Here is a 17745-nt window from a genome sequence, read left to right as displayed (position 1 = left end):
GCCATGAATCCCATTACCATGAAGCTCGTCGTCGATGATCTGATTCTGCAGGCTCTGCGCGAGGACATTACGTTTGAGGACGTGAGCACGGCGAGCGTGTGCCCCACGGCGCGTCCCGCCACGGTGGAGCTCATCGCAAAGGCCGATGGCATCATCGCCGGCTTGGATGTGTTTGCTCGCACCTTTGAGCTGCTGGATTCGCAGAGCTCGGTGCTGCTTGATGTTGCCGACGGTGACGAGGTGCACGCCGGCGACCATGTGGGTCAGGTGCGCGGCGACGCGCGCGTGCTGCTTTCGGGCGAGCGCGTGGCACTCAACTACCTGCAGCGCATGAGCGGCATCGCTACCTACACGCACAGCATGGCCGCAGCGCTCGAGGGAACCAAGACCGTGCTCGTCGACACGCGCAAGACCACGCCGGGCATGCGCGTGTTTGAGAAGGCGGCGGTTGAGATCGGCGGCGGCAGTAACCACCGCTACAACCTGTCGACGGCCGTCATGCTCAAGGACAACCATATCGATGCCGCCGGCGGCGTGACGCGTGCGATCGAGATGGCGCGCGCCCATGCGTCGTTTACCACGACGGTCGAGATTGAGTGCGAGAACCTGGACATGGTACGTGAGGCCGTGGAGGCCGGTGCCGATATCATCATGTTCGACAACATGACCCACGACGACATGGCTGCCGCGATTGAGCTTATCGCCGGCCGCGCCAAGACCGAGTGCTCGGGCAACGTGGACGCGAGCAATATTCGCGCGCTTGCCGACCTGGGCGTCGACTTTATTAGCTCGGGAGCGCTGACGCACTCCGCGCCGATCCTCGACCTCTCGCTCAAGCACCTGCGTCTGTTGGACGGTAAATAATGGACGCCCGCGAGCGTCGCCGTGCCATCATGGCTGTGCTCGAGGGAGCCAAAGAACCTGTCTCGGGCAGTGCACTTGCCCGCGAGGTGGGCGTGAGCCGTCAGGTCGTGGTTCAGGATATTGCCCTGCTGCGTGCCGATGGGCACGACATCGTGGCCACCAATCGCGGCTACGTGCTGCAGGAGGCTCCGAGCAGCCCGGCGGTACCCACGCGCCTGGTCAAGGTGCACCATGGCGTTGAGCAGGCAGGTGACGAGCTCACGAGTATCGTCGACGCGGGCGGCGCCGTGCTCAACGTGATCGTCAACCACCGCGTGTATGGCAAGATCACGGCCGACCTGGACATTCGTAACCGTCGCGATATCGAGCGCTATCTGGAGGGCATTGCCAGCGGCAAGAGTTTCCCGCTGCTGACGGTGACGAGCGGCTACCACTTCCATCGCATCGCGGCGGAAGACGAGCAGACCCTCGACGAGATCGAGACTATGCTCAAGGAGAAAGGCTACCTCGCAGACCTTATGCCTTACGAGGGCGACCTATCGTAGCCGACGCTGCAAACGCCCCTAAGCGGCAATCTGACGTTCAATCGTCGGTCGCGTACCAAAATACGCTTCCCTCCTCTTTCACGTCACCTTGCTCGCTTAGGGGCGTTTTCGCTGACTTATGCTCAACCTGCGGCGGTGCCAAATTAGTTATCCGCACAAACAAAATAAGGAGGCCTCCGCGGCGATGCGAAGGCCTCCTTTTTGTACACGGTGTACTTTTGAGTGTGCAAGTGGGGGAGTTGTTACTCCTCGACGATCTCGGTGATCGCGCCAGCGGGGCAAGCGTCCTGGCAAGCGCCACAGGCGACGCAGGAGTCCTCGTCAGCGACGGTAGCGACGTCCTGGAGTTCCAGAACGCCAGCGGGGCAGGAGTCGACGCAAACGCCACAAGCGATGCACTCGTCGGCATCAATTACGGGATGAGCCATGGTAGTTTCCTCTCTGTTGACCGACGCTACAGACGATGCGCGTCGGTTTGATTCGGGCAAAAACATACCACGGGAGCGACCGTTTGCAATACCCTCTGGCCGGCATCTTCATACCGTTCGCCGAGTATGCCGCGGCTTACTAAAAAATGCGCAGGTGGGGTCGCCGAGCTGCGCAAATGTTAGCTAAAGGTGACTCAAAATATTGAGCGATTGGGCAAGTTATCCTGCCATTTGTGGACGGGCTAGAAATGGCATGCGGAGCTCCGGGTCGCAAACCTCAGCCATCTCTACATAGATCTCAATAGATCTGCCGAGAACTCAAACAGTGCATCTACCTGAGCTTTTACGAACCTAAACTCTGAGCAATAAGAAATCTTATATGAATTGACTTAGATTTTGTATATTCCGGCCCATAAGGGGATACACTACATCCTGAAAGACAAGCCGAAGCACCGCGCGACAGACCGCCGAGGCGGCGCAAACGCACAAGAGAGAGGGAATTTCTAATGGGCAAGATTCTTGGTATCGACCTTGGTACTACTAACTCCGCTATGGCCGTCCTCGAGGGCGGTTCTCCGACCATCATCGTGAACGCCGAGGGCGACCGCACCACCCCGTCCGTCGTGGGATTCCGTGCCGACGGCGACCGCGTCGTGGGTAAGGCCGCTAAGAACCAGGCTGTCACCAACCCCAAGAACACCGTGTTCTCCATCAAGCGCTTCATGGGCCGCAAGTACTCCGAGTGCACCTCCGAGCTCAAGACCGTGCCGTATGAGGTTAAGGAGGGCCAGGGCGGCCGTGCCGTCGTCGACATCGAGGGCAAGGATTACACCGCCGAGCAGGTGAGCGCCATGGTGCTCGCAAAGATGAAGGCCGACGCCGAGAAGTATCTGGGCGAGACCGTCACCGACGCCGTCATCACCGTCCCGGCCTACTTCAACGACGCCCAGCGTCAGGCCACCAAGGACGCCGGTAAGATCGCCGGCCTCAACGTCAAGCGTATCGTTAACGAGCCGACCGCTGCTGCTCTGGCCTATGGCCTGGACAAGCAGGGCTCCGACCAGCGCATCCTGGTCTTCGACCTGGGCGGCGGCACCTTCGACGTCTCCATCCTCGACCTCGCCGACGGCGTGTTTGAGGTCCTGTCCACCTCGGGCGACAACCACCTGGGCGGCGACGACTGGGATCAGCGCGTCATCGACTGGATGGCCGACAAGTTCCAGCAGGAGAACGGTGTCGACCTGCGTCAGGACCCCATGGCCCTGCAGCGTCTGAAGGAGGCCGCCGAGAACGCCAAGAAGGAGCTCTCCGCCGCCCAGCAGTCCACCATCAACCTGCCGTTCATCACCATGAACCAGTCCGGCCCGCTGCACCTCAACTACACGCTGACCCGCGCCGAGTTCGAGAAGATCACCCGCGACCTGCTCGAGCGCTGCAAGCAGCCTGTCACCAACGCCCTGCGCGACGCTAAGCTCAAGCTCTCTGATCTGACCGAGGTCATCCTCGTCGGCGGCTCCACCCGTATGCCCGCCGTCCAGGAGCTCGTCAAGACCATGACCGGCAAGCAGCCCAACATGTCCGTGAACCCCGACGAGGTCGTTGCCGACGGCGCTGCCGTCCAGGGCGGCGTGCTCACCGGCGACGTCGAGGGCATCCTGCTGCTCGACGTTACCCCGCTGTCGCTGGGTGTCGAGACCATGGGCGGCATCATGACCAAGATGATCGACCGCAACACCACGATCCCGACCTCCAAGACCGAGGTCTACTCCACCGCTGCCGACAACCAGACCAGCGTCGAGATCAACGTGCTCCAGGGCGAGCGCGAGCTTGCCCGCGACAACAAGTCGCTTGGTAAGTTCCAGCTGACCGGTATTCCGGCCGCCCGCCGCGGCGTGCCGCAGATCGAGGTCACCTTCGACATCGACGCCAACGGCATCGTCAAGGTCTCCGCTAAGGACAAGGGCACCGGCAAGGAGCAGCAGATCACCATCTCCGGCTCCACCGCGCTTTCCGACGACGAAGTCGATCGTATGGTCAAGGACGCCGAGGCTCATGCCGAGGAGGACAAGAAGCAGAAGGAAGAGGTCGAGGTCCGCAACCAGACCGACAGCCTGTGCTACTCCACCGAGCAGACCCTCAACGAGCTGGGCGACAAGGTTTCTGCCGATGTGAAGTCCAAGGCCGAGGCCGCTATCGCCGACGCCAAGAAGGCGCTCGAGGGCTCTGACGTCGAGGCCATCAAGGCCGCTGGCGAGTCCCTGCAGTCCGTGGCCTACGAGCTGGCTCAGGTTGTCTACGCCGACGCTCAGCAGCAGACCGACGGTGCCGCCGGCGCCCAGACCGACGACGATGTGGTCGACGCCGACTACGAGGTTGTAGACGACGAGGACAAGTAATCATGTCCGCCCGTAAAGCTCGCACGGAGGCGGCTGCCGCCAGCGCCGCCCCCGTTGACTCTGAGGAGAAGGACGTGAAGATTCCCGTAGAGGCCGTAGACGATACCGAGGCCAACGAGGCCCCGGCCGCCGAGGCTGCCGAGAACCAGGTAGAGGATTCCAACAAGGAGGCGACGATGACCGAGGACGAGATGGTGGAAGCCGCTATCCGCGCCGGTGAGGAAGCCGCCGACAACGACTTTAAGCTCAAGTTCGAGCAGGCCCAGAAGGAGCTTGCCGACGTTCGTCATGAGCTCGATGCTGCGGCAGAGGCTCAGAAGGCCGCCGAGAACAAGGCAAAGGACGCCACCGAGCGCACCGCCCGTCTGCAGGCCGACTGGGAGAACTTCCGTCGTCGCACCGCCAACGAGCGCATCGCCGAGCGCGAGCGTGCGACCGAGAAGCTCGTCACCGCGCTGCTGCCGGTGGTCGACGATATCGAGCGTGCGATCGACCATGCCCGCAGCCAGGAGCTTGCCGACGACTTTAAGCAGTTCGTCGACGGCGTCGATGCGGTGCATGCCAAGCTGCTCGATGTGTTTGCGCACGAGGGCGTTGAGCCCATCGACCCCAAGGGCGAGGCGTTCGATCCGCTCGAGCACCAGGCCGTGGGTCGCGTCGAGGACGCGTCGCAGTACGACGAGACCGTCAACGACGTGTACCAGAAGGGCTACCGCATGGCGGACCGCATCCTGCGTTCCGCGATGGTGACGGTGACCTACGGTGGCGAGAAGCGCCCCGCACCGGAGCCCGAAGCGGCGCCCGAGGATGCTGCGGCCGACACGGCCGAGAGCACCGAGGAGTAATTGAGAAGGGCCCCGGGGCAACACCCGGGGCCCTTTCTGGCCTAGTGCCATATGACAGTATGAGCCGCCGCCCGTTGGACGGTGGATGAAACAGGAGAGGAGCTACGATGGCTGCAGGCAAAACCTTCTATGACATCCTGGGCGTATCCAAGAGCGCCTCCGACAAAGAGATCAAGAGCGCGTTTCGCAAGCTCGCGCAAAAATATCACCCCGATGCCGGCGGCGACGAGGCCAAGTTCAAGGAGATCAGCGAGGCCTACGAGACGCTTTCGGACGAGAAGAAGCGCAAAGAGTACGACCAGATGCTCATGTTCGGCGGCATGCCGGGCGCGGGCGGCGCGTATAGCAGTGGCTACGGCGCCGGTGCCGGCGCGAGCGGCTGGGGTGATATCTTCGACAGCATCTTTAGCGGCAACGGCGCCTGGGGCAGCGATTGGGGCTCGGGCTTTGCCGGGGCCGCGGGTAATGCCGGTGCCGGCGCGGGCCGCAGTCGCGCGCGCAAGGGCGGCGACCTGTCGCTGACTGTCGACGTAACGGCCGAGGACGCATTCCGCGGCGTGACGCACAAGGTCACCTACCGCATTCCCTCGACGGGCGAGCAGCAGACCATCACGGTCTCGGTGCCTGCGGGCGCCGTGGATGGCGGCAAGCTGCGCTACAAGCGTCGCGGCGAGTACGGCGTCGCCGGCGGCGAGCGCGGCGACCTGGTCGTGACCACGCACGTGGAGGAGCACCCGCTGTTTAAGCGCAAGGGCGCCGATGTGACCATGGAGGTGCCGATTTCGGTCTACGAGGCGGCACTCGGCTGCACGGTGGACGTGCCCACGCCCGGTGGCGCGACGGTTCGTCTGAAGGTGCCCGCGGGTACCCAGACGGGCAAGAAGTTCCGCTTTAAGGAAATGGGCGCGCCCGACGTTAAGCACCGCGGCCGCACGGGTGCGCTGCTCGTCGAGATCAGGGTGCAGGTTCCCACGAACCTATCCGATGACGAGCGCGACGCGATGACCAAACTGCGCGAGGCCGACACGCGCGACTATCGCGAGAAGGTCAACCGTTACAAGGCGACGTACTAGGGCGCCTGTGTGCCCGCCCGCGTCCGCGGGCTTATGATGTAGACGTGCGAAACGGAAAGGGGTCAGGTAGCATGGCCGAGGACAATAGGAACAAACCGCTGTACATGATCAGCGTGGCGGCTGAGCTGACCGGCATGCACCCGCAGACTCTGCGCGTCTACGAGTCCAAGGGCCTGGTGAACCCCCAGCGCTCGGGCGGCAACACGCGCCTGTATTCGCGTGCCGATATCGAGCGCCTGGAGCTCATCAACCAGCTGACCGATGAGGGCATCAACCTTGCCGGCGTGGTGCGCATTCTCGATATGAAGGAGCGTGCCGAGGAGCGCGAGCGCGAAAACGAGAAGCTCCGCGCCCGCGTGCGCCAGCTCGAGGACGAGCTGCACGAGTACAAGATGCAGAAGAAGATCACCGCACTGGCCCCGCGCGATGGCTCGGTCAACCCCGAGCAAGTCATGCGCAAGTTACTGGGCACGGGCGGCGACCTGTAGTTCCGCCGGCGCCGCCGGGTACTCATTGGGGACGTACTTAAATGAGTGCCCGCAGAATGAGAGTGGATAATCTCCCGTTTTTGGCCCATGTGCAGGCTCAAAGTGGGAGATTATCCACTCTCGTCATTTCGGCACTTGGGGACGTTCCTTTTCTGCCGGCACTTGGGGACATTCCGTGCGCCAAACCCGTCTTCCCGCCCCCCGGCTTGCCTTATGCTTTACTGAGATAAAGTGAACGCGCAGATTCGTAGCCCACTCGCAACCGTTCTATGGCACGATATTGAACGAATGTATGCTATGCGCCCAAATCTTTTGGGCAGAGTGGGAGACAGTATGGTCAAGCTGTACGAGGACGGCATCTACCTGCGCCGTGGCAGCGAGGTCGTGCCTGCGGCCGAGGCTGCTGAGCGCGGTATTACGCAGACGCCCGAGGATGCCAAGCGTGGCACCATCGCGTATTCAATCCTTCAGGCACACAATACGTCCGGCAATCCCGAGGCGCTCAAGATTCGCTTCGACGCCATGGCGAGCCACGACATCACCTTCGTCGGCATCATCCAGACGGCGCGTGCCTCGGGCATGGAGCAGTTCCCGCTGCCCTACGTGCTTACCAACTGCCATAACTCGCTGTGCGCTGTGGGCGGCACCATCAACGAGGACGATCACGTCTTTGGCCTTTCCGCGGCCAAGAAGTACGGCGGCATCTTCGTTCCGCCGCACATCGCCGTCATCCACTCCTTTATGCGTGAGAACTTCGCCGGCTGCGGCAAGATGATCCTGGGTTCCGACTCACATACCCGCTACGGCGCCCTGGGCACCATGGCCGTGGGCGAGGGCGGCGGCGAGCTGGCCAAGCAGCTGCTGCGCGACACCTACGACGTCGCTTATCCCGGTGTCGTTGCCATCTACCTCACGGGCGCCCCGCGCCCCGGCGTCGGCCCGCACGACGTGGCGCTCGCCATCATCCGTGCCGTCTTTGCCAAGGGTTACGTTAAGAACAAGGTCATGGAGTTCGTGGGCCCCGGTATCGCGAGCATGACGACCGACTACCGCAACGGTGTCGACGTCATGACCACCGAGACCACCTGCCTGTCGAGCATCTGGGCCACCGACGAGGACACGCACGCGTTTTTGACCATGCACGGCCGCGGCGACGACTACCGCGAGCTCAAGCCCGCCGATGTTGCCTACTACGACGGCTGCGTCGAGGTTGACCTGTCGAGCATCAAGCCCATGATCGCCCTGCCGTTCCATCCTTCCAACGGCTTTGAGATCGACGAGCTCAACGAGAACCTCGAGGACATCCTTCACGAGGTGGAACTCGAGGCCGCCAAGATCGGCGAGGGCAAGACGCACTTTAGCCTGCTCGACAAGATCCTCGACGGCAAACTGCACGTGCAGCAGGGCGTTATCGCCGGCTGCTCGGGTGGCAACTACGACTCCGTGGTGCAGGCTGCCCGCGTGCTCAAGGGCGCCAATACCGGCTGCGGCGAGTTCTCGCTGTCGGTCTATCCTACAAGCCAGCCCGTGGCGCTCGAACTTACGCGCCGTGGCTATATCTACGACCTCATGGAGGCCGGCGCGATTGTGCGCACGGCGTTCTGCGGCCCGTGCTTCGGCGCCGGCGACACGCCTGCCAACAACGGGCTGTCCATCCGCCACACCACGCGCAACTTCCCCAACCGCGAGGGTTCCAAGCCGGGCAATGGCCAGCTGAGTGCCGTGGCCCTGATGGACGCCCGCTCCATTGCGGCGACCGCGGCCAACGGCGGCGTGCTCACCCCGGCGACCGATCTGCCCGAGGAGACTTGGGACGAGGCCTGCGAGTACACCTTCGACGACGCTCCCTACAAGAAGCGCGTATACTGGGGCTTTGGCAAGGCCGAGCCTGCAGATGAGCTGGTCGAGGGTCCCAATATCAAGCCGTGGCCTGCGATGGAGCCGCTCGGCGACGACATTCTGCTCAAGGTGTGCTCCAAGATCATGGACCCGGTCACCACGACCGACGAGCTCATTCCCTCGGGCGAGACGAGCTCCTTCCGCTCCAACCCGCTGGGCCTGGCCGAGTTTACGCTCAGCCGCCGCGACCCTGCCTACGTGGGCCGCTCCAAGGAGGTTGACGCTGTGGAGAAGCGTCGCGTTGCCGGCGAGTCCGCGGGTGACCTGTCGGTGCTCGATGTCGAGCTTGCCGGTGTGTTTGAGGCGCTGGCCGGCGCGGGTGTCGCGGCCGATGCCAAGGCGACCGAGTTCGGTTCCATGATTTACGCCAAGAAGCCCGGCGACGGCAGCGCCCGCGAGCAGGCCGCGAGCTGCCAGCGCGTGATCGGCGGTCTGGCCAACATCGTCCACGAGTACGCCACCAAGCGCTATCGCTCCAACGTGATGAACTGGGGCATGGTGCCCTTCCAGATGGAGACAGAGCCCAACTTTGAGGTGGGCGACTATGTCTTTGTGCCGGGTATCCGTGCCGCGCTCGATGGCGACCTGAAGAACATCGCCGCCTACGTGGTGCGCGCCGACGGTGCGGTCGAGCAGATTGAGCTCTACATTGCCGATATGACGGCGGAGGAGCGTGCCATCGTCAAGGCCGGCTGTCTGATCAACTACAACAAGTTCAAGGCCGCTGCCGAATAACGCACTTAATTGTCCGCCCGGGGCTTACCCTTTCCCGCCCGCTCACGCGCTTCGCGAGGGTCGCGTTCGGGAAAGGGTAAGCCCCGGGCTACATTTAAAGGCTTTAGCCTGTGCGGGGCGCGCAGCGCGCCGCATCAGAAACCACCCGCTATGCGGGTGGGGACAACCGGCTTTACAAAGCCGCCCCCTCGCCGGACACTTGCGATTGTTCAGGCCGCAAGGAATCCGAGTCGAGAGGGCGGTGGTGGCGTATGGCCCAGAAGGCCTACAGCCTGTCGCACACGAAGTGGATGTGCAAGCACCACGTCGTGTTCACGCCGAAGTATAGGCGCAAAGTCATCTACAACCAAATAAGGTCCGACCTTGGGGAGATCTTCAGGAAGCTCTGCCAGTACAAGGGGATAGAGATCATCGAGGGACACCTGATGCCCGACCACGTCCACATGCTGCTGGCGATACTGCCGAAGTACAGCGTGTCCAGCGTGATGGGCTACCTGAAGGGGAAGAGCTCGCTGATGGTATTCGACAGGCACGCGAACATGAAGTACAAGTTCGGCAACAGGAAGTTCTGGGCCGAGGGCTACTACGTTTCCACCGTCGGCCTGAACGAGGCCACGATCGCGAAGTACATCCGGGAGCAGGAGAAGGCCGACATCGCGCTCGACCGGCTGAGCGTCAAGGAGTACGAGGACCCCTTCGATAGGGGGCCGGGGCGCAAATAGCGCCGGTTTGACCGGCCCGTCACGGGTCAACCTGCAGTGCGGCCCGAACCCCGTGAGGGCCGGCGCCTTTAGACGCGTGCCGGAAATCCAAGGGTTATGCCCTAAGAGCAAACCACCCCTTTTAGGGGTGGTTTTGATTTCTGCGTTCTCGTTGGGTCTTGAGGGGCGCCAAAAATAGACTTGCTTGATGCCGCCCCTGTTATCGGGGCGGCCTCTTTTTGTCGAAAACCGCCACAAAGGGGACAGGCGCCTTTGTGGCGGTGGGGCGAGCTCGATATTGCCGCGCTCGTTGAGGGACAGTTCAATAAATGTCCCTACAGGATTTCATCCGGGTTGGCGGGTTTGGTTGTTTTGGGGATGCCGAGTTTGGATGACGCGAAATCGTCAACATTGTCCTTAATTCCGTCTTTGGTGTAGACAGTGACCATATAGGTGCTGTGTCCGAATTCGCCCTTGTCGCGTGTTGCCCAGGCATCCCAGTAGGCGGTCCCGTTTCGCCCTTTGATTTTTCCGACACGGCGGAGTTCTGTTCGCTTTAATTTCTGGTTGCTATAGATGGTTCGACCGGCCTCCTCGGTGAGCCCGCACTGTCCAAGCATCTTGTCGAGGACTTGGTTCATGTGGCGCTCATCGGTGTTTGGTGCGTAGTCGTAGGCGAGGGTGATGGAGTCGAGTGGCTGGTCGTTGATTAGATAGTTTAGCGCCTGAGGTCCAAGGCAGAAATAGGGGGAGCATCCGTCGATCTGACCGAGCAGTGGCAACTTTGACTGCCAAATTCCGGTGGGAATTCCATCTTCGTAAAACACGCCGCGACAGATAAAGGAGAGCGAGGTGGCACGCGAGCCGGCGTCGACCATTCCGCATAAATCGAAGGGCGAGGTGATACCAAGGGAAAAGGGCGTGATGACGATAAGGAAGAGCATCACGATGGGTATGGCGAGAATGGCGATGACGTTGCGACCGGTGGAATGAGGCGGCTTCATATGCGCTCCTCGAGACTAAGAGCAGGCAAGCTCGATGACAAATGAATAATCTCAGCTAACAATTCAATTTTAATCTCATAACGTGTGACAGCTGGCCGTCGAAACCGAGAACCACCACAAAGGTGCCTGTCCCCTTTGTGGTGGTGAGGAGCGCGCGGCTTCTTTTGGTAATATTGCTGGCTGGCGGTATCATTAGCGCACGTCGCAGGTTTGTATTGTGAGGTGTTTTGCCGTGAGCCGTTCAACCCGTATTGGATTGATTGTCTTGGCGCTTGCGATCGCCGTGGTTGGCGCGGGCGTTGTCGGCATGGCATTGCTACCTGCTGCGGTGACGGAACCGGTGGTTAAGCCTGTGATTCAATCTATCGAACTTCTGACCGGCGACGACAAGCCCGAGACCATTACTGTTGATTTTGATGAGCAACCGGCTGCGCTGGGAATTAGCAATTATCCGCGCATTCAGCTTGGGGCCATGCGCTATACCACGGATACAAGCCTGATCGATAGGGCGTCCGAGCTACTCAAGGGTAAAACCTTCAAGCGTTGGTATGGATATGCGTCCTATCGAGCAAAGGCGAACGACATGGTTGGCGGATACCGCTCGTCCATCGAGTTGGACACCACGAATGGCGCCAAGTTATGTGATGTTTCGTACGATCCGGGCTACGAGGGCAATGAGGGTCCGAGCATCTACATCATGGACGGCGATGTCGCCTATGTCATGGAGGGCGACCAGACCGAGCTCAACGATTTTATGGGCAAGTGTATCCAAGATGCCTATAAACAGACCTGCTTACCCGACCCGCAGACTGCACGCGATAGTGGATCTGCCCGTACATGGCTGTTCGAGGATGAGATGCCCTGGAACGCCGAATCGGGAAGCACGGGTTCGGCGAAAGAGTAGAGAGCGCGACCACCACAAAGGTGTCTGTTCCCTTCGTGGATGGTGATTGCATGCGGGGTACCATGGGAATATTTCATGATTCAACTTTGATGGCGGGAGAGCAATGGCTGGACAACTGACAAAGCGCGCGTTGGAAGATTCTCTTAAGCGACTACTGCTTCAAAAGCCACTGACTAAGATCACCATCGCGGACCTCACTGAGGACTGCGGGGTCAGCCGCATGACGTTCTACTATCACTTTCAGGACATCTACGACCTGGTTGAATGGGCATGTGAGGAAGACGCCGGCCGCGCGCTCGCCAACAACAAGACGGCCGATACCTGGCAGGTGGGCCTGGAAAACATCATGCTCGCGGTGCGCGACAACAAGCCCTTTATCATGAACGTCTATCACTGTGTGAGCGCCGAGCGCATCCAGCGTTTTCTGCAGCCCGTGACATTCGACCTGATCGAAGGCGTGGTCGAAGAGCACGCCGCGGGCAAGAACATCTCACAAGGCGACAAGGACTTTCTGTCCCGCTTTTTCGCACATGCATTTATAGGTGTAATGCTCGACTGGATTGCCGCAGGCATGGCCGAGGACCCGAGCACAGTAGCCGAGCGCGTTTCCAAAATATGCGAAGGCCAGATTGACGCAGCGCTGGCGAGATTTTGACTATTTCACGTTGGAGCGCAAAGCGACCAAGTGCGTCATGCCGGGCCGGGTTTCGGTTTGGGAAGTTAGCGAAGCCCACTTCCCAAACCGAAACCCGGCCCGGCATGACCTTGGGAGACCAAAGCCAAGCAGATTTGTACAATCCGCCCCCGTTGATTAAAAATCGTACAAGGTGACGATCTTGTATCGGCTAGGCTGCGTTGATCAGGGCAAAAGCTTGTTAACGAACTTCGTTAGCAAGGAGGAACCATGTACTATTCAAGTGGAAACTACGAAGCCTTTGCTCGTCCCAAGAAGCCTGCGGGCATCGACCACAAGAGCGCCTACATCATCGGCACCGGCCTGGGCGCGCTTACCGCAGCCTGCTATCTGGTGCGCGATGCGCAAATGCCCGGAAGCCACATCCATATCCTCGAAAAGGACCCCGTTGCGGGCGGCGCCTGCGATGGTGCCGACATCCCCGGCGTGGGCTATGTCATGCGCGGCGGCCGCGAGATGGACAACCACTTTGAGGTCATGTGGGATCTTTTCCGCTCCATTCCCTCGATTGAAGATCCGGACATCTCCGTGCTCGACGAGTACTACTGGCTCAATAAGGAGGATCCCAACTACTCGCTGTGCCGCTCGACTAAGAACCGTGGCCAAGACGGCGGCACCGATGGCAAGTTCGGCCTGTCGGACAAGGCAGCGACCGAGATCATGGATCTGTTCTTTACGCCCGACGAGGAGCTGGCGAACCGTCCCATCACCGATTTCTTTGACGACGAGGTGCTCAACTCGAATTTCTGGATGTACTGGCGCACCATGTTCGCCTTTGAGAACTGGCACTCGGCGCTCGAGATGAAGCTCTATATCCGCCGCTACATCCACCACATCGCGGGTCTGCCCGACTTTAGCGCCCTGCGCTTCACCCGCTACAACCAGTACGAGTCGATGATTCTGCCCATGCAGCGCTATCTCGAGGCGCACGGCGTGCAGTTCCACTTTGACACCAAGGTCGAAAACGTGGTGTTTGAGGTGGGCGGCGGCGAGGGTCCGCGCCGCGCCGTCACTGGCACCGGCCAGGACACGATTCAGCGCATCCAGCAGGCCGCCTTTGCGCGCAACCCCTACAGTACGAGCACCAAGAAGGTCGCGCGTCGCATCACCGTGACGCATGCAGGCGAGATTTCGAACATCGACCTCACTGAGGATGACCTGGTCTTTATCACCAACGGCGGCTGTGTGGAAAACTCGACGATCGGCGCGCAGGATAAGCCCGCCGCATGGGATCCGACGATTCGCCCCGGTGGCGGTTGGGACATGTGGCGTCGTATCGCAGCGCAAGATCCGAGCTTTGGTCATCCCGATAAGTTCTGCGGTGACCCCGAGAAGAGCAACTGGATGAGCGCCACGGTCACCACGCTCGACGGCGAGATTGTGCCCTATATCCAAAAGATCTGCCATCGCGATCCCTTTACCGGGCACGTCGTGACCGGTGGCATTGTGACCTGCGAGGATTCGGGCTGGCTTATGAGCTGGACGATCAACCGCCAACAGCAGTTCCGCGATCAGCCCAAAGACCAGCTTTGCGTGTGGGTGTATGGCCTGTTTACCGACAAGCCCGGCAACTACGTCAAGAAGGCCATGCGCGACTGCACCGGCGAGGAGATTTGCCAGGAATGGCTGTATCACCTGGGCGTTCCCGAGGATAAGATTGTTGAGCTGGCGGCAAATCACGCCAACACCGTGCCCGTCATGATGCCCTACATCACCGCCTTCTTTATGCCGCGTGAAGCAGGCGACCGCCCCGACGTGGTGCCCGATGGCGCCGTGAACTTCGCGTTCCTGGGCCAGTTTGCCGAGACGCCGCGTGACACGATCTTTACGACTGAGTACTCCATGCGCACCGGCATGGAAGCCGTCTACACGCTCTGCGATGTCGACCGCGGCGTACCCGAGGTCTGGGGTTCGGTCTTTGACGTGCGTGACCTCCTTATGAGCAGCGTTAAACTACGCGACGGTGAGCCCATCACCAGCATGAAGCTGCCCATGGTCGAGCGAATTGCACTCAAAGAAGTGCTCAAGAAGGTCGAGGGCACCGACATCGCCAAGCTCCTCAAAGAGTACGGCGCAATCTAGCGCACAAGAACCACCACATTGGGGAACCTTTGTGGTGGTTTCTGTTTGTCTCGATCTGTAACATCTTGGCCGCTAAAAGTGGGCCTGGTGTTACAGATTTAGATTTTCGATTCGGGTGTCTTCTGTTTGTCTCAATCTGTAACAGGTAGAGCTCTATTTGCCGAGTAGATGTTACAGATTGAGACAAACGGGTGCCGCTGGTCATTTCGTCTCAATCTGCAACATCTAGAGCCAGAAACAGCCGCTAGATGTTACAGATTGAGATAGTAAGGGGACGAGGCCGTAGCGGGTGAGCGTGCCTGCTCCCTATCTCTCAATCACTCAGAAAATCTTATATATAGAGACTTAGATTTGTGTATAAGATCGTACAAACCTGGCAACAATACTTCTCGAACAACGTGAAGCCGCCCCGTAGGGCGGCCGCCCCAAGAGAGGTGATTCCATGAGAATCGATAAGCTAGCAATGACGTCGCGCGAGGCGTTACAGACCGCCATGAGCACGGCTGCCGACGCACAGGCCGGCGCGGTGGAGCCGATTCACCTGTTGTCTGCCCTGCTCGGTGCCGGCGAGCGCAATATCTCCGTGATCATCGAGCGCATCGGTGCCGACCCGGCCCAGCTTGCGCACTCCACCCAGGACGCCATCGACCGCGCGCCCAAGGTTTCGGGCGAAGGCCAGCAGATGGGTCTTTCCAACGAGCTCGTCCGCGTGATCGAAAAGGCCGAGAAGAAGGCCACCAAGATGGGCGACAGCTTTGTGGTGACCGAGCATCTGCTGATGGCGCTTGCCGAGGACAAGGGCGAGGCGGGCCGCGTGCTGCGCGACGCCGGCGTTACCAAGGAGCGCATCGAGCAGGTCTACGAGGAGCTGCGCGGCGATGACCGCGTGACATCTGCTGAGGACAAGACCCAGTTTGAAGCGCTGGAGCAGTACGGCCGCAACATCTGCGACCTCGCCCGTGCCGGCAAGCTCGACCCGGTCATCGGTCGTACCGACGAGATTCGCCGTACCATCCAGGTTCTGTCCCGCCGCACCAAGAACAACCCCGTGCTCATCGGCGAGCCGGGCGTCGGCAAGACGGCCATCGTCGAGGGCATCGCCCAGCGTATCGTGGCCGGCGACGTGCCGAGCACCCTGCGCGACCGCGACCTCATCGAGCTCGACATGAGCGCGCTGGTCGCCGGCGCCAAGTACCGCGGCGAGTTCGAGGACCGCTTGAAGGCCGTGCTCAAGGAGGTGCAGAAGTCCGAGGGCAAGGTCATCCTATTCATCGATGAGCTCCACACCATCGTGGGCGCGGGTGCCACCGAGGGCTCCATGGACGCTGGCAACATTCTGAAGCCGGCGCTTGCCCGTGGCGACTTGCACGCGATCGGCGCGACTACGCTTGACGAATACCGCAAGTACATCGAGAAGGACGCGGCGCTCGCCCGTCGTTTCCAGACCGTAATGGTGAGCGAGCCTACCGTCGAGGACACCATTTCGATTCTGCGTGGTCTGAAGGAGAAGTACGAGATTTTCCACGGCGTGCACATCACCGATAGCGCGCTCGTGGCCGCCGCCGACCTCTCCGATCGCTACATCGCTGACCGCTTCCTGCCCGACAAGGCCATCGACCTGGTCGATGAGGCCGCAAGCCGCCTGCGCATGGAGCTCGACAGCATGCCGGTCGAGATTGACGCCACCACGCGTCAGCTCACCCAGCTGCAGATCGAGGAGCAGGCGCTCATGAAGGAGACCGACGACGCCTCCAAGGAGCGTCTGGAAGCCCTGCGCCAGGAGATTGCCGAGATCCAGGAAAAGCTCAACGTGCAAAAGGCCGGCTGGCTCAACCAAAAGAACGCCATCGACCACGTGCAGGAGCTCAAAGGCCAGCTCGATGAGGCCAGGAGCGAGGAGGAACGCGCGACGCGCAACGGCGATCTGGGCCGTGCGTCCGAGCTACGCTACTCCGTGATTCCGGGTCTGCAGCAGCAGATTCAGGATTCCGAGGCCGCGCTCGAGGCGCAAAAGCAGCAGGACGGCGAGGGCCTCAACGAGCAGGTGACCTCCGATGAGATCGCCGAGGTCGTGAGCGCCTGGACCGGCGTGCCCGTGTCCAAGATGATGCAGGGCGAGCTCGACAAGCTCAAGGGCTTGGAGGGTGAGCTGCATAAGCGCGTCATCGGCCAGGACGAGGCCGTCTCCGCCGTCGCCGCAGCTGTGCGCCGCAGCCGCGCGGGCCTCTCCGATCCGGACAAGCCCATCGGCAGCTTCTTCTTCCTGGGCCCCACCGGCGTGGGCAAGACCGAGCTCGCCAAGGCGCTGGCCGAGTGCCTGTTCGATGACGAGCGCGCGCTCGTGCGCATCGACATGTCCGAGTATATGGAGAAGTTCAGCGTCCAGCGTCTGATCGGTGCGCCCCCGGGATACGTGGGTTACGACGAGGGCGGCCAGCTCACCGAGGCCGTGCGCCGTCGTCCATACTCCGTGATCTTGCTCGACGAGATGGAGAAGGCCCATCCGGATGTCTTTAACGTGCTGTTGCAGGTGCTCGACGACGGCCGTCTGACCGATGGTCAGGGTCGCCAGGTGTCCTTCAAGAACACGATTATCATCATGACGTCTAACGTGGGCTCCAAGGCCATCGCCGATCTGTCCGGCAAGGACGAGGAGGAGATGCGCCATCAGGTCGACGCCGCCATGGCTCAGACCTTCCGCCCCGAGTTCCTCAACCGTATCGACGATATCGTGGTGTTCCATCCGCTCGGCATGGCGCAGATCGAGAAGATTGTCGACATCCAGCTTGCCGATGTCCGCGCACGTCTGGCCAAGGAGCGCATGACGCTTGCCATCACCCCGGCGGCCAAGCAGATGCTCGCCGTGGGCGGCCTGGACCCCGTGTTCGGTGCCCGTCCGCTCAAGCGCCTGGTCCAGCGCGAGGTCGTGGACGCCATCGCCGCCGCCATCATCGACGGCACGGTGCGCGAGGGCGATCAGGTGACGGTCGATGTCGACAAGGACGGCGGCTTTACCGTCGTGTGCGACAACACGCCGACGGCCACCTACGAGGTCCCCGACGCCGAGTAGATTTTCGGGACATGCCT

The 17745-nt window shown here is 61.1% G+C and carries 14 protein-coding genes; 12 read left to right on the top strand and 2 right to left on the bottom strand.

Annotated elements, in window-relative coordinates; translation table 11 throughout:
- Positions 1-3: 3 nt before the first annotated feature.
- The gene (gene nadC / locus DW732_RS09935) at positions 4-864 is read left to right on the top strand and encodes a carboxylating nicotinate-nucleotide diphosphorylase (protein ID WP_117793939.1); all 861 of its coding nucleotides are present in this window, start codon (positions 4-6) and stop codon (positions 862-864) included.
- Positions 864-1409 carry a transcription repressor NadR gene (locus DW732_RS00860; RefSeq protein WP_118098160.1) on the top strand — a complete coding sequence of 182 codons (546 nt, stop codon included), beginning with the start codon at positions 864-866 and terminating at the stop codon, positions 1407-1409. Before nadC ends, DW732_RS00860 begins: the two co-directional genes overlap by 1 nt.
- A 242-nt stretch (positions 1410-1651) precedes the next feature.
- On the opposite strand, the gene DW732_RS00855 is transcribed toward DW732_RS00860, so the two are convergent.
- Positions 1652-1837, bottom strand: a complete 186-nt coding sequence (locus DW732_RS00855) for a DUF362 domain-containing protein (protein WP_006235216.1) — start codon at positions 1835-1837, stop codon at positions 1652-1654.
- A 506-nt stretch (positions 1838-2343) separates the two neighbouring features.
- Between DW732_RS00855 and dnaK the strand changes: the two genes are divergently transcribed.
- The 6 genes from dnaK (at position 2344) to tnpA (ending at position 9995) form a co-directional block, all read left to right on the top strand.
- On the top strand, positions 2344-4233 hold the full coding sequence (dnaK, locus tag DW732_RS00850; protein ID WP_117793941.1) for a molecular chaperone DnaK: 1890 nt from the start codon (positions 2344-2346) through the stop codon (positions 4231-4233).
- Positions 4234-4235: 2 nt separating this feature from the next.
- The gene (locus DW732_RS00845; RefSeq protein ID WP_118098158.1) at positions 4236-5078 is read left to right on the top strand and encodes a nucleotide exchange factor GrpE; all 843 of its coding nucleotides are present in this window, start codon (positions 4236-4238) and stop codon (positions 5076-5078) included.
- Between the two features lie 107 nt (positions 5079-5185).
- Complete coding sequence (locus DW732_RS00840) at positions 5186-6151, top strand: DnaJ C-terminal domain-containing protein (protein ID WP_118098157.1); 966 nt, start codon at positions 5186-5188, stop codon at positions 6149-6151.
- Positions 6152-6222: 71 nt separating this feature from the next.
- On the top strand, positions 6223-6639 hold the full coding sequence (locus tag DW732_RS00835; RefSeq protein WP_055250809.1) for a heat shock protein transcriptional repressor HspR: 417 nt from the start codon (positions 6223-6225) through the stop codon (positions 6637-6639).
- A gap of 333 nt (positions 6640-6972) precedes the next feature.
- On the top strand, positions 6973-9273 hold the full coding sequence (locus tag DW732_RS00830) for a hydratase (RefSeq protein ID WP_118098155.1): 2301 nt from the start codon (positions 6973-6975) through the stop codon (positions 9271-9273).
- A 251-nt stretch (positions 9274-9524) separates the two neighbouring features.
- The gene (tnpA, locus tag DW732_RS00825; protein WP_118098153.1) at positions 9525-9995 is read left to right on the top strand and encodes an IS200/IS605 family transposase; all 471 of its coding nucleotides are present in this window, start codon (positions 9525-9527) and stop codon (positions 9993-9995) included.
- A gap of 314 nt (positions 9996-10309) precedes the next feature.
- On the opposite strand, the gene DW732_RS00820 is transcribed toward tnpA, so the two are convergent.
- On the bottom strand, positions 10310-10978 hold the full coding sequence (locus tag DW732_RS00820; protein ID WP_118098151.1) for a hypothetical protein: 669 nt from the start codon (positions 10976-10978) through the stop codon (positions 10310-10312).
- A gap of 232 nt (positions 10979-11210) precedes the next feature.
- On the opposite strand from DW732_RS00820, the gene DW732_RS00815 reads away from it, so the two are divergent.
- From DW732_RS00815 to clpB, 4 genes are all read left to right on the top strand, one after another.
- Positions 11211-11882, top strand: coding sequence for a hypothetical protein (locus DW732_RS00815; protein WP_147326618.1), 672 nt, complete (start codon positions 11211-11213; stop codon positions 11880-11882).
- Between the two features lie 130 nt (positions 11883-12012).
- Entirely contained in the window at positions 12013-12537 is a 525-nt protein-coding gene (locus DW732_RS00810) for a TetR/AcrR family transcriptional regulator (RefSeq protein ID WP_233505208.1), read from the top strand.
- Positions 12538-12786: 249 nt separating this feature from the next.
- Positions 12787-14658, top strand: coding sequence for an oleate hydratase (locus DW732_RS00805; RefSeq protein ID WP_117735387.1), 1872 nt, complete (start codon positions 12787-12789; stop codon positions 14656-14658).
- Between the two features lie 442 nt (positions 14659-15100).
- Entirely contained in the window at positions 15101-17728 is a 2628-nt protein-coding gene (gene clpB, locus DW732_RS00800; RefSeq protein ID WP_118098148.1) for an ATP-dependent chaperone ClpB, read from the top strand.
- Positions 17729-17745: the final 17 nt, after the last annotated feature.

This window comes from Collinsella sp. AM28-11LB (genome assembly GCF_003469895.1).
Classification (GTDB): Bacteria; Actinomycetota; Coriobacteriia; order Coriobacteriales; family Coriobacteriaceae; genus Collinsella.
Note: the sequence above shows the minus strand (reverse complement) of the source record. Positions and strands in the feature narration are given on the sequence as shown.